At 48.2% G+C, this 13,776-nt stretch carries 9 protein-coding genes; 4 read left to right on the forward strand and 5 right to left on the reverse strand.

Annotation, left to right across the window (positions count from 1 at the left end; genetic code table 11):
* Nucleotides 1-25 precede the first annotated feature (25 nt).
* On the reverse strand, nucleotides 26-1,267 hold the full coding sequence (locus tag C9I92_RS09145) for a maltoporin (protein WP_047884851.1): 1,242 nt from the start codon (nucleotides 1,265-1,267) through the stop codon (nucleotides 26-28).
* A gap of 1,014 nt (nucleotides 1,268-2,281) precedes the next feature.
* On the opposite strand from C9I92_RS09145, the gene C9I92_RS09150 reads away from it, so the two are divergent.
* Nucleotides 2,282-3,484 carry a potassium/proton antiporter gene (locus C9I92_RS09150; RefSeq protein WP_047884599.1) on the forward strand — a complete coding sequence of 401 codons (1,203 nt, stop codon included), beginning with the start codon at nucleotides 2,282-2,284 and terminating at the stop codon, nucleotides 3,482-3,484.
* Nucleotides 3,485-3,680: 196 nt separating this feature from the next.
* Here C9I92_RS09150 and C9I92_RS09155 read toward each other — a convergent pair whose 3' ends face one another.
* Nucleotides 3,681-3,860, reverse strand: a complete 180-nt coding sequence (locus tag C9I92_RS09155; protein WP_047884598.1) for a hypothetical protein — start codon at nucleotides 3,858-3,860, stop codon at nucleotides 3,681-3,683.
* 403 nt (nucleotides 3,861-4,263) lie between these two features.
* Nucleotides 4,264-5,373, reverse strand: a complete 1,110-nt coding sequence (malK, locus tag C9I92_RS09160) for a maltose/maltodextrin ABC transporter ATP-binding protein MalK (protein ID WP_047884597.1) — start codon at nucleotides 5,371-5,373, stop codon at nucleotides 4,264-4,266.
* Nucleotides 5,374-5,978: 605 nt separating this feature from the next.
* Between malK and malE the strand changes: the two genes are divergently transcribed.
* The 3 genes from malE (at nucleotide 5,979) to malG (ending at nucleotide 9,735) form a co-directional block, all read left to right on the forward strand.
* Nucleotides 5,979-7,160: a maltose/maltodextrin ABC transporter substrate-binding protein MalE gene (gene malE / locus C9I92_RS09165; protein WP_047884596.1), complete on the forward strand. Its 1,182-nt coding sequence runs from the start codon at nucleotides 5,979-5,981 to the stop codon at nucleotides 7,158-7,160.
* Between the two features lie 117 nt (nucleotides 7,161-7,277).
* On the forward strand, nucleotides 7,278-8,831 hold the full coding sequence (gene malF / locus C9I92_RS09170) for a maltose ABC transporter permease MalF (RefSeq protein WP_242551992.1): 1,554 nt from the start codon (nucleotides 7,278-7,280) through the stop codon (nucleotides 8,829-8,831).
* Nucleotides 8,832-8,844: 13 nt separating this feature from the next.
* A complete protein-coding gene (gene malG / locus C9I92_RS09175; RefSeq protein ID WP_047884595.1) occupies nucleotides 8,845-9,735 on the forward strand; it encodes a maltose ABC transporter permease MalG in 891 nt (296 codons plus the stop codon).
* 832 nt (nucleotides 9,736-10,567) lie between these two features.
* On the opposite strand, the gene C9I92_RS09180 is transcribed toward malG, so the two are convergent.
* Both C9I92_RS09180 and C9I92_RS09185 read right to left on the reverse strand, forming a co-directional pair.
* Nucleotides 10,568-11,131 carry a DUF1415 domain-containing protein gene (locus C9I92_RS09180; protein ID WP_047884594.1) on the reverse strand — a complete coding sequence of 188 codons (564 nt, stop codon included), beginning with the start codon at nucleotides 11,129-11,131 and terminating at the stop codon, nucleotides 10,568-10,570.
* A gap of 194 nt (nucleotides 11,132-11,325) precedes the next feature.
* Entirely contained in the window at nucleotides 11,326-13,389 is a 2,064-nt protein-coding gene (locus C9I92_RS09185) for an exoribonuclease II (RefSeq protein WP_047884593.1), read from the reverse strand.
* Nucleotides 13,390-13,776: the final 387 nt, after the last annotated feature.

A 13,776-nucleotide genomic window follows, 5' to 3' on the forward strand; every position in this document is an offset into this window, starting at 1 on the left:
AAGATGGTGACCACCAGACAGTCGATTACCACCAAGCTTCAGCCTGGATACCTACGTTGTACTCAGTGTCGTTACCGGCACCGAACGCATTGTCGTTGTCGTAGTCAGACAGGTAGCTAGCGTAAACACGGATTTCAGGACGTGCCCAGAAGCTGTCGCCGGCAGACCATGCCTGAGCGATAGTGAACTTGCTGCCAGACTTGTCTTCACCTGATTTATCTTCGTCGTAGTAACCGGCTTCGAAGATAGTCTTCATGCTGTCATCCCATTTGTACATTGGACGAACCACAGCACTGAAGATGGAGTGGTCTTTAGCGTTATCAAATGAGGTATTTGCGTAAACCAGCTGGTGGCCGATTTCCCAGCTCTTAGCTGGCGCAATCACACCCCAGTTGATGATACGGTAGCCTTCTGCATCGTCGTTAGACGAAGCATTGAAGTAGTGACCGGCACCCAGGCCTGCCATTTGCTCACCAAAGCCTTCTGTGCCGTACTGCAGAACAGTTTTGTTGAAACCACCCAGGAAGTTACCTTGAGTCATTTCTGCTGTCAGCATCACACCATCGTTGTAGTTGTTGCCGACTTTCTGAGCGTCTGTTTCGTTAACCATGGCGTAGTTGACGCCCAGTTCCAGACTGGCATCAGACCACAGACCGATGCCGGCGTAACGCACGTCGAAATTGTTGACGTTCACATCGCCAGAATCGTCACGAAGCCATGCAACAGACAGTTTACCTGCGCCAAGAGAAAGGTTTTCTACACCGGCACCTGCACCAGACGTATCCCAGTAGTAGAAGTCAGAAATGTGGATATCATGACGTTGGTAGTAGCGCTTACCTGCCCACAGAACCGCCTCTTTGTCGCCGCTGAACAGGCCTTTCGCCTGAACATTGAACTGACGCAGTGCAACGCCCAGGTCGTCTTTACAGTTGATGGTGGAGTTTGATGATTCGAACTCACACGTTGAGCCAGTGCCTTCCCAGTCGTTTGAACCGTTTGATGTTACAGCCAGCATAGAGTCAACGTAGAAAGACTTACCATTCTGGTTGTACACTTCTTTGCCCAGACCAATTTCGCCGTAGACGTCGTTTTCGTTACCCAGACGGCCAACTTTGGCTTTCTCGTAAGAAAGGTTTGCGCCGTTTTCACCGCTGATCCCAACACCTGCACGCATGTAACCATGGAAATCTACACCGCTTTCAGCAAATGTCGCAGTGGACATCAGTGCAGCAGACACTGCCGCGGCAGTCAGACAAATCTTGTTCAATTTCATTACTGAAACTCCTTCATGGAACGTTATATTTTTTTATTTGCTTATAAAAGGTGGTGGGCTTCTTACGGATACAACCCGCCGCCTGAAATCCATTTGTAAAATGGGCGGGTTGTGTTCAAACCCGCCGGACCAGTAGGGTCACGTTCTCAAATAAACCGAGATAAGCGTGAATTCGACAGTGAAACTCATAGTGTTTACCTGATGCGTTTATATTGAGCCTCATCTGACGCATAAACATCCTCCTCCTCCCTCCTCCCTATGAGGATAGGAGGGAGGAGGAGTGTCCAGATCACGTTTTGTAGCCTTGGTATGGGGTGGAGGCATAAATTAGGGTTAAGTTGTGGTGCAGATCAAAATTTGAAACCTTTTGAGGCGGGCTGAAAGAAATTTAACATGACGATTATCACAGGTTTAGAGGCGTAGAAAGTGGCGTAAGGCGCCGTCTGATAAGGGCTCATTGTCACAAACTGCAAATTATCGTGATGAAAATCGCATAAAAATTTTGTGGTTCAATGTGTGGAAACTTGATGTTCATCACGATCAAATACGGGATAAATCAGGCGTGTTTTCAGAGGGAAACCCAGACTTATATTCATCATGCCGCTCTTTTGTCGGATAAAGGGGATTTTCAGCAAGTCTGCGAATCGAGCATCTAAGATGAGTATGAAAGAGGAGCATGAAACTGAGAGAAAAACGTTAAAGCATGATTGCCGTGATCACATCAGACACCACGTTTATTAAGAACAGAGAAAAGTGCCCCTGATTGTTGAACCGATGAATATCTCTGAGAAGAGTAAGAGCGAAAAAAGTCGATGAAAAGGCGAAGAGACACAGAAACAGTCAGACAGTCCCAGTAAGACTTTTCCCCGATTATCGAATGGTAAAAATATGCGCGAAATTAGTTGTTTTTTAACAGGTTGAAATGATTATTTGGTCTATTTCTTTGCCGGAAATTAACACTATTAGCATATACTAGTGCAAATACTTTCCTTGGCTAGGAGAACTCTATTGACCTTACAAATTGCATTTGTACTTATGGCTTGTCTGGTGGCGTTAGGCATCCTGCTGCATCAGCCATCTAAAACACTGGGTATCCCCTCGTTGCTGATTTTCATTGGTGTCGGACTGATGTTCGGTAACGGGGAATTTAACTTTATTTACGATAATCTTGCACTGACCTCACTGATAGGCTCAATTGCCCTGAATGTAATTGTATTTGTGGGTGGCCTGAATACTTCGACCAGCGCGATTCGGGTGGCGTTTAAAGAAGGCGGTATTCTGTCCACCATTGGCGTGCTGCTAACGACAGTGCTGCTTGGCGGCATGCTGTACTTTATTACGGATTTCAATTTCCTGGCCTGTTTGTTATTTGCTGCCGTGGTTTCATCAACTGACGCGGCGGCGGTATTTTCGATTCTTGAATCCAAAAAGCTCAAGCTGAAGCACAACACAGACACTGTACTTGAGTTCGAATCTGCGACGAATGACCCGGTGGCGTTGCTGATGGTGACTATCCTGACCGGTATTCTGGCGATGTCTGGTGATCCTGTTACCGTCGGATCCATCACGGTCACGCTACTGCAGCAAGTCGTGGTTGGATTGCTGGTGGGCTACGCTGTCGGAAAAATCTGTGTCGGCCTGCTAAATGCGATCAAACTTGAAGAATACGGTCTTATACCGGTGTTTGTGATGGCCTGCTTCTTTATTGCTACTTATGGCGGCGAGTTGCTGGGCGGCAACATCCTGATCGCGTCGTACGTATCAGGCGTGATGATTGGCAATAATTTGCAAAGGGGTCGGGAAGTCAGCCGACACTTCTTCAACAGCGTGTCGTGGCTGGCTCAGGCTCTGATGTTCATCATTCTGGGTTTGCAGTTCTTTCCGAAGGAGCTGTTCAGTGATGCCCTGGCGTCAATTTTGCCTGCGATAGCACTGATTTTTGTGGCTCGTCCGGCCGCGGTATTCCTGAGTTATCTGCCGTTTCGTAAGGTTGAGCGCAATAAGAAGCTGTTTATTTCCGCAATTGGCCTGAAAGGCGCAACGCCTATTGTGTTTGCGTTGATTCCGGCTGCGGCGGGTGTAGAAGGCGCACAACAAATGGCGCATATGGTGTTCTTTATTGTTCTGATTTCTGTTGTCTTGCAGGGCGCAGCATTGGAGCCTCTGGCAGACAAGCTGGGGCTACGTCAGGATGAGGAAACCTCAGCCTGAGCTTCTGTCCCTGTTGGCAGTGGCGGGAGACGGCGAGGTAAAACACGCTTTGCAGATCGTTGACTGTTCGGCCATTAAGGTAAAGTCAGATAAGACGTTAGATAAACAGAAAGCAAAACGCTGAAAAAACGGGCACGTTTGAACGTGCCCGTTTTTTTGTACCTATAACGCGGGTAGCGCTATCTGGGGAGGATCATTATTCGTCAGGGTAAATCCTTCCTTCAATTGAGTACGGCTCTCTGCTATCAAACAGACTTTTTTGACCTTTAAGCTTTTTCACTTCATTTTCCAGCATTTTTGCCTGCTGATAGTCGCCTTCCTGGTAGGCGAAATAGATACGCTGTTCAAGATCTTCGATTCTGTCACGATGGTTCATAGCTCGCTCCTCAATCAAAGTGACCAACATCAGGGGGGCTCAGCCCGGGTGTAAAATGGTGACACGGGCAGACCCATTATCCTAAGTGGGTACGTATTAAGTGTAGAATTGGTTCACTGTACGCTCCATGTTGATCCTGTATTGGGGACTCGATAGGGGAAGAGGTAAACCTGACGGAGTGACTCTGCCAAGGTGAACGAAACAAAAACGGCCGGTTAGAAAAACGGCCGTTTGGATTATTTATCTCTTGGAGTATTGAGGTCTAGGACTATTAAGGCCTAGCATATTAGGTCTTAGTTGCTTAATTAAAGACCCGACAGCTTAAAGCACTCAGTGTTCAACGATAAATGCCTGCTACCCGAGTGCTTGCAAGGCATCTACCATAAAGGCTGCTCTAGCTGCGTTAGACACCATCTTCCTGATACAGGCGACGGCAGGCAGTGCCATCACGATGGAACAGATGGCAGCGATGCGCAGGAATACCAACCGAAAAACGTGCGCCGGAATCGATAGATAGAGTGTCTGACTGACGGTAGATGAAGTCTGCATCCACACCTTCCAGTTCCAGGTAAACCTGTGTCTCGTGGCCCAGTTTCTCGACAACCAAAACGCGGCCTTCAATGCAGGCATCACCGTCGTCGCAAGGCACCAGGTGTTCAGGGCGAACCCCTAAAGACATGCGGTCACCTTTGGTCACCGTCGTGCCATCAACCTGAATCCAGAATGCCTTGCCGTTCGCCATTTGTACCATCACTCGGTCACTTTCCACTTCTTCAATGAATACGCTCATGAAGTTCATCTTCGGTGAACCGATGAAACCTGCGACGAAACGGTTTTGCGGATAATGGTATAGTTCCAGTGGTTTTCCGACCTGAGACACAAATCCGCCATCAAGTACCACAATCTTGTCTGCCAGAGTCATGGCTTCAACCTGATCGTGGGTAACGTAAATCATGGTGCAGCCCAGCTGCTTGTGTAGCTTGGCCAGTTCGATACGCATCTGCACACGCAGGGCAGCGTCGAGGTTAGAGAGTGGTTCATCAAGCAGGAAGACGTTAGGTTGTGCAACCAGTGTACGACCGATGGCCACACGCTGACGTTGGCCGCCAGACAAGGCTTTTGGCTTGCGCTCTAGCAGATGTCCGAGTTGAAGAATTTCTGCCGCGTGGTCAACACGACGTTTGATTTCAGCCTTATCGGCTTTGGCCAGTTTCATCCCGAATGACATGTTGTCAAACAGGTTGAGGTGAGGATACAAAGCGTAAGACTGGAAAACCATGCCGACTCCGCGCTGAGAGGGCGGCACGTCGTTCATGCGTTCTTCACCAATAAACAGGTCACCTGATGTGATGTCTTCCAGACCGGCGATACAACGTAGCAGGGTTGATTTACCGCAGCCCGATGGACCAACAAATACCACAAATTCCCCTTCAGCGATGTCAAGATCGACATTCTTGGAAATCAGGTTATCTCCATACGCTTTACAAACGTTTCGTAAAGTCACACTCGTCATCGAGCTTATCCTCTAAGTTTGTTGTTGCCTGCAAGGTGCAATGATATTCAGCTTGCACCTTACCGGTAAAGAATCCTGAACGGCAGTTGAAAAAAGGGGTAGCGTCATCACACATCGCTGACGTGAAATGAAGCGCTACCCTGACTCAATCTACTCCATTTACTTCCCCAAGAAATAAAGTAGCCCTGTCGTCTCCAATAAAGTGGTCACAGTGAAAACAAAAATAAATCGTCAAAAGCGTCTTCAACTACCCCGATGAGTATGGAACCAATTTTACCCAGACGGGCAAGCTGAACATCCTCCTTATTGATAAATAAAAAGGGGGATGAGGGGGGGAGGAGTACATGGATCACACTTTATAAACCTGTACACCGATAATGAAAAAACGGCAGGTTACCATGTGCGCATAATCACAAATGCACCTCATAATTAGATCTGCGTCACCATCCGAGATGACCAAGATCACGCTTTCAACTTAGAGGGGATGGGGGCGTAGGGCACAGGATGATGTTCAGTGCCTTTTGAATATGGATGATAGACCCTGACAATTTTGTTGCAGTCAGGTTCTGCAACATTGCAAATAACAATCACGAAGGATGTTAATAATGAAGAAAGTCCTCAGCACAGTCACTTTATGTACCCTTGCTGCTCTTGGCTCCGTTCAGGCGCACGCTGCGATTGAAGAAGGTCAACTGACCATCTGGATTAATGGTGATAAAGGCTATAACGGCCTGGCAGAAGTGGGTAAAAAGTTTGAAGCGGACACGGGTATTAAAGTAACCGTGTCACACCCTGATGCGCTGGAAGAGAAATTCCCGCAAATGGCTTCTACAGGTGACGGCCCAGACATCATTTTCTGGGCACATGACCGTTTTGGCGGTTATGCGCAGGCTGGCCTGCTGGCTGAAATCAAACCTTCTGATGATTTCAAAGCTAAGTTTGTTGATTTCACCTGGGATGCCGTTTCTTACAGTGGTAAGTACGTGGGTTACCCGGTTGCAGTTGAAGCACTTTCTCTGATTTACAACAAGGATCTGGTTGCCAACCCACCGAAGAACTGGGAAGACATTGCTGCTCTGGACAAAGAACTTCAGAAAAAAGGCAAGCGCGCCATTATGTGGAACCTTCAAGAACCGTTCTTCACATGGCCAATTCTGGCAGCTGATGGTGGTTACGCGTTCAAGTTCACAGCGAATGGCTATGATGCCAAAGACGTGGGCGTGAATAACGAAGGTGCCAAACGTGCCATGAACTTCGTGAAAAACCTGGTCGACAAAGGTGTGATTGCAGCAGATGTTGACTATTCTATTGCTGAGTCTGGCTTCAATCAGGGCAATGTGGCAATGACCATCAACGGTCCTTGGTCCTGGTCAAACATTGATAAAGCCGGTATCAACTACGGCGTAACGCTGCTGCCTAAGTTGAACGGTAATCCGTCCAAGCCTTTCGTTGGCGTACTGACTGCGGGCATCAGCACGGCGTCGCCAAATCAGGATCTGGCTGTTGAGTTCCTGGAAAACTACCTGCTGACTAACGAAGGTCTGGCTAAAGTGAACAGTGACACCCCTCTGGGTGCGGTCGCTCTGAAATCCTTCCAGCAAGAACTGAGCTCTGACAAGCGTATTGCTGCAACTATGGATAACGCAATGAACGGTGAGGTAATGCCAAACATTCCTCAGATGTCTGCCTTCTGGTATGCCGAAAAAGCGGCAATCACCAACGTAGTAACAGGTCGTCAGTCAGTGGATGATGCACTGAATACTGTTGCCGAGCGTATGACGAAGTAATTGCTTCCATAGTTATACCGTCACAAAGGGGGAGGGGACTCCCCCTGTTCAGAAGTACTGTGAGGATCTCTAATGCAGTCTCATCAAGCGGCCGATATGTCAGTTGTGAAGACCGATATGGCAAATCAATCAAAGCCAAAATTAAGTGCCAGCCATAAATCCTGGTTGAAGTGGGCTTCGTTAGGGTTAGTCAGTTTTATAAACGGCTACGCTACCATTCTTATGTATGCTCGCGGTGAGTATGCATTCGCCCTGTTAACGCTCGTTTTGACTTCACTGGGCGTGTATATTTTTGCCCGTAAGCAAACCTACGCTCACCGTTATATCTTTCCTGGCGTGGCCGGGATGATTTTGTTCATCATTTTCCCGCTGTTATATACCGTCGGCTTGTCATTCACCAACTACAGCGGCAGTAACCAGCTGAACCTGGAGCGTGCGCAGAATGTACTGATGCAGCGCACTTACCAGAGCGGCGACAGCTATAACTTCTCCCTGTATGAGCAGAATGGCAATTTCAGCATCGCCCTGAAAGATGGCGATCAGTGGTACAGCACTGATTTCTATGATTTGAAAGCACTGCCGACTGATGAAGATGTGGCACTGCGCCCGGTGGATGTGCCAGCTGGCGAACAAGCACCACTGAAGACCGTGATTCAGAACCGGACCGGTATCAGTGGCCTGGTGCTTGCCACGCCGGGTGGTACAGAGCTGAAAATGTCTGGTCTGCGTCAGTTTGCGGAAATCCAGCCGCTGTATGTGTTGCAAGAAGATGGCGAGACGCTATACAACACCCGTGAAGACAAGACACTGAAACCAAACTACGAGATTGGTTTCTACCAGCAGGTTGATGATAACGGTAACTTTGTCGGTGAACCGATCGCACCGGGCTTTATTGTGAATATCGGTATGGATAACTTCGCCCGCATTATGTCGGACCCGGGTATCCAGCAACCATTCTTCAAGATTTTCATCTGGACCGTTATTTTCTCGGCGCTGACCGTTGTGCTGACACTGGCTGTTGGTGTGATTCTGGCTCAGATTGTTTCATGGGAAGCATTGAAAGGGCGTGGTGTTTATCGTGTCTTGCTTATTCTGCCTTATGCGGTACCGGCCTTTATTTCGATTCTGATTTTCAAGGGGCTGTTCAACCAGAGCTTCGGTGAAATTAACCAGCTACTGCAAGGACTGTTCGGGTTGAGCCCGGCGTGGTTTACGGACCCGTTCCTGGCGAAAACTATGATCATCATCGTGAACACCTGGCTGGGTTACCCGTACATGATGATTTTGGCCATGGGTATGCTTAAGGCGATACCGGATGACTTGTACGAAGCCTCTGCGATGGATGGTGCCGGCCCGCTGGATAACTTCTTCAAGATTACGTTGCCATTGCTGGTCAAGCCGATGATTCCTCTACTGATTGCCAGTTTCGCATTTAACTTTAACAACTTCGTGCTTATCCAACTGCTGACCAATGGTGCGCCGGATATGATTGGTACCAGTGTTCCTGCTGGTCACACAGACCTGCTGGTAAGCTACACCTACCGTATCGCATTCGAAGGTGCAGGCGGTCAGGACTTTGGTCTGGCCGGGGCAATCGCGACAATTATCTTCCTGCTGGTTGGTGGTCTGTCACTGCTCAACATGAAGTTCACCAAGCTGGAATCAGAGTAAGGAGTGCTGAAAAATGGCTATGGTTCAACCTAAATCGCTTAAATATCGTATTTGGGCAACCCATATTGGTATGTGGTGTTTCCTGGCGCTGATTATGTTCCCGCTGCTGATGGTGATTGCGATTTCTTTCCGGGAAGGTAACTACGCATCCGGTGAGCTGATCCCAAGCAATCCATCTCTGGAGCACTGGAAACTGGCGCTGGGTATCGCTGTACAAAATGCTGATGGCTCTGTAACGCCACCCCCGTTCCCGGTACTGACCTGGCTGTGGAACTCGGTGAAAGTGGCTGGCTTGACCGCAATTGGTATTGTGGCGCTGTCTACCACGTGTGCTTATGCATTTGCCCGCATGAAATTTGCAGGTAAAACCATGATTTTGCGCTCGATGCTGATTTTCCAGATGTTCCCGGCTGTACTGGCTCTGGTTGCTCTGTACGCGCTGTTCGACCGTCTCGGCGCCTACGTGCCGTTCCTGGGTATGAATACACATGGTGGGGTGGTATTTGCATATATGGGCGGGATAGCCCTTCACGTTTGGACAATCAAAGGTTACTTTGAGTCGATTGATAACTCTTTGGAAGAAGCCGCTGCGCTGGATGGGGCAACCCCATGGCAGGCATTCCGTCTGGTGCTGCTACCGTTGTCAGTGCCTATTCTGGCGGTGGTCTTTATCCTATCGTTCATTGCTGCGGTAACGGAAGTGCCGGTTGCATCGCTGCTGTTGCGTGAAGTCGACACCTACACGCTGGCTGTTGGTATGCAACAGTATCTGTACCCTCAGAACTACTTGTGGGGTGACTTCGCGGCGGCTGCGGTATTGTCGGCGCTGCCAATCACCCTGGTATTCCTCCTGGCACAGAAATTCTTGGTTGGTGGCCTGACAGCGGGCGGCGTGAAAGGTTAACGGCAGCCTTTGAACCGAGTCTTCCGTAAAGCGAGTGGCTTCTGGAATAAATAGCGAAAAAGTAAAGCACATCAGGGCCTGCATATGCAGGCCCTTTTTTATGTGTTTATTCGCTTATATTTGGCGAGTTAACTGAGTCACTATCAGGTTTTGAAAAATGAGATTTCAGTGTTTGAAGTGAATGTTTGACGAGAATGAATACGGTCAAACGATATTATATGAAACGTTAGGCGATGGCTGATTTATTATTAGATTTATCAGGAAATTGATAATATAACGTATTAAATTTGATGAGTTTTGTAGTCTTTTTTATTTCCCATTCAGCTTGAGACTGTTATTATAATTTGTGTGGGGTATGTTGAGTACCTCATCTAATAACCTTAATAATAACACGCTTGTCGGTTCACTTAGGCAAGTGTTTTAAGCCGGAGTCTGACGTTGGTTTGGCCGCCGATCCGTCAGCAATAATTCGCGCTTATCTATATTGGCGTTGCTGCATAGCTGGGCTTGTTTTCTTTCGGGAAGGCAAGTTGACCTTAGTAACCGAACCCGATATCCATGGTCGGGTTTTTTTATATCTGTAATTTCACGCTCGCGTTTTCTGTGTTGCCTTTCTGTGTGCTTCTTTTGTGAACGTCATTTATGAGCTTCTATTTATAATGGCTTTCTGAGTGGATTCCTCGCAATGCGCTCTCGATCCCTAGATGCCAAGTCACTTAAGCCGCTATTCAGGACAGCTAAGTCAAGACAGCTAAGGCAATGCCCTAAGCCAAGGGACAAAAAACGCCTGTTGAGATAAAACCCAACAGGCGCTTATGCAAATCAATACGGATTACTTTTTAAGAAACGGGAACAGCGTTGCCACTTCCTCTGGTGTCAGGGCTTCTACCCGTTCAATGTTTCGCTCCGGGATCCCTTCAGGGTCAGGATAGTGTTTCAGAACTTTTTCCATGCTGTCTTCACGGATCAGATGGAAAATCGGGTAGGGCGAGCGATTGGTCAGGTTCTCTGCATCATCTGGGTGCGTGCCGTAGAAGCAGTAGTCCGGGTGGAAACTGGCAATCTGATAAATACCATCATAACCGGCTTGAATAAGTAGGCCATCAAGAATATCGAGAAACTGATTGTAGTCATCGAAACTCTCAAACAGATTCGGGGTGACAACCAATGTCGTTTCAAGGTCTTCAACAGGCGTCGTATCAAGTTCCTGCATCTGGCGGTAGATGTCTTCTAGCGCATCATTTTCTGTTGAAGCCTCACTGACGTGAATCTTAATTTGTTTATTGCGCTGTGGCTTAGCGGCAAACGGACACAGGTTCAGTCCGATCACGACGTTGTCCAGCCATTGCTGGACGGCAGTATGAACCGTGTTGTGATCTGATGTTGTTGATGACATAGCTGACTTCTTTTCGTAGTTATTGTACGTATTCGTTTAATCATGTTTGCAGGCAAGCAGATTGGTTGCACTGCGGATCGTAATGACAGCCTGAAAACTCAGGTAAGCAAAACAATCAATGTGCCCTGAACAAAGTATAAGGGCCAGCATCTGCTGACCCTTATTATTCTGAACAGTTTTTCTGAATCAGCGAATTATGCTTTTTCAGCTTCTGTTGTTTCTGATGTTACAGACGCTTCAGTCGCCGCAGATTCCACCGCAGGGGCAGTTGTTTCAGCTTCTGGCTTGTCTGATGGCAGATCAGGGTACTGCTTCACTGGTTTCGCAACCAGCTGACGGGTAGCAGCACGAACTTCAGCAATAACCACTTCGAAGTGGTCACCCAGTTGGTATTCGCGCACTTTGTCGATATTAATGATACCCAGATCGCCGTTACATTCGATACGCTCTTTGTTATCCAGGATAAGCGGAGCAGGAATGAAGGCCGCAGCACCGTTTTCGAGCAGACGCACGCGCATACCGGCACGGTTGATATCGAATACCTCAGCTGTGAAGACGGTACCTTCTTTAACAGCATCTTTCAGTAGGCGAACGTATAGCCAATCAGCCACATCACGTTCAGCCATGCGATGGTTACGACGGTGCGTTGCAATTTCTTCACCTACGCTGTCATCTGGCGTTTGTACCGGCTCCAGACCTGAAATCACCGCTTTCAGCAGACGATGGTTAATCATGTCGCCGTATTTACGGATAGGCGATGTCCAGGTCGCGTACACATCTAGACCCATTGCGTAGTGTGGAGCTGGCTTGTTGCCCACTTCACTGTATGCCTGGAACTTACGCAGACGATTGTCCAGATAGGTAGTGTCCTGATCGTTCAGCCAGCGGCGCAGCGCACTGAAACCTTCAAGCGTCAGCAGATCGTCTTTTTCAAACGGAGCTTCAGCGTTAGTCAGGAATTCCATCGCTACATCCAATTTTTCCGGATTGAAGCCGCTGTGGAAGTTGTACACACCCAGACCGAATTTTTCTTGCAACACGCGGCCTGCACAGATGTTAGCTGTGATCATGGCTTCTTCAATCATGCGGTTTGCAGTACGGCGAGGATCGGTATGAATCGCGATGACATCGTTATCTTCGCTCAGCTCAAAGCGGTAATCAGGACGATCCGGGAAAACCACGGCATGCTTGGCGCGCCATTCGCTGCGTGCGTTGGCCAAACCATGCAGGGCTTTAACCTGTTCAATCACGACGTCAGACGGTTCCCAGCCTTCACACTGGCCATTTTCCAGCAGATCAGACACATTGTCATAAGCCAGGCGGCCATGAGATTTGATCCACGCTGCGAAGAAGCTGATATCGTTCTGAATAACACCGTCTTTATCGATGGTGACACGACAGCACAGAGCCGGACGGGTCTCACCTTCCATCAGAGAACACAGTTCGTCACTCAGTTCACGTGGCAGCATTGGGATATTGCGGCCTGGCAGGTAGATGGTAAAACCACGCTGACGGGCTTCATCATCCATCTTGTCGCCAACGGTGATGTAAGACGTTGGATCCGCGATAGCGACCGTCAGTTCAAAACTGCCGTCTTCGTGAGCAACTGTATAGATGGCATCATCCATATCTTTGGTTGACTCACCATCGATAGTGATGAATGGCAGATCAGTCAGGTCCTGACGCTCCAGGCCTTCTTCCAGCATGCTCCAGCTTTCCTGTGGGGCTGGTTCTGCATTTGGCAGATCGTGACGTGCCAGAGTTACCCACCAAGGCGCAATTTTGTCATTGCTGTCAGTGATTTTCTCTTTCACTTCACAGAAGAAAGTTTTGTTATCACCGACCAGCGGGTGGCGGGTCATGTGAGCAACTACCCAGTCACCTTCTTTAAGAAGTTCAGGATTCAGACCTTTAACAGGGCGAGCCTTGATAGCGTCCTTTAGTTGCGGGTGATCCGGCACGACATGCAGGCGGTCGCGGATCAGTTTAATGCGGCCGATAAAACGGCTCAGGAAAGGCTCAATCAGTTCTTGCGGTTCAGCAACTTCACGCTCTTTCTCTGTACGAATCACAGCGATAACACGGTCACCGTGCATCACGTTCTTCATATAGGTCGGTGGAATGAAATAACTTTCTTTGTTATCGACTTCAAGAAAGCCGAAACCGCGGTCAGTGGCTTTGATGCTGCCTTCTTTCTTAGGAAGCGTTTCCTGAATCTGTTTTTTAAGTTGTGCTAGTAAAGGATTATCTTGAAACATTATGCCCGGTCTCAGGTTGTTAACTCGGACACTATAAAGTTTTCGGCCGCTAAAACCAAGTTTCTCGGGAGGAAGACACAGGAATGTCACAGAAAGATATACTGAAAAGAGGCTCAAATAGCGGATGGTATAAAAATTGTGACCGATAAGGCTGCTTATATATGTATCCGTTATAAAGGGTAAGGAACAAGGGGGAAGGGACACGTTGCGGGCGAAGAAACCCAGCGATATAGCTTTGGTTTCAGCCAGCAATAAGCAGTAAGTGGCTAGCTGAAGCAATCGGCTTAGGAATGTCGGAATAGGCATAAAGAGGGCTAAACGTAACGGTTTTGTGAGCTGTAGAACGTAATAATTGAGCCAGATGCGTTGTTTTTAAGACGGGTTGTG

Source organism: Photobacterium ganghwense, from assembly GCF_003025595.1.
Lineage (GTDB): Bacteria > Pseudomonadota > Gammaproteobacteria > Enterobacterales > Vibrionaceae > Photobacterium > Photobacterium ganghwense.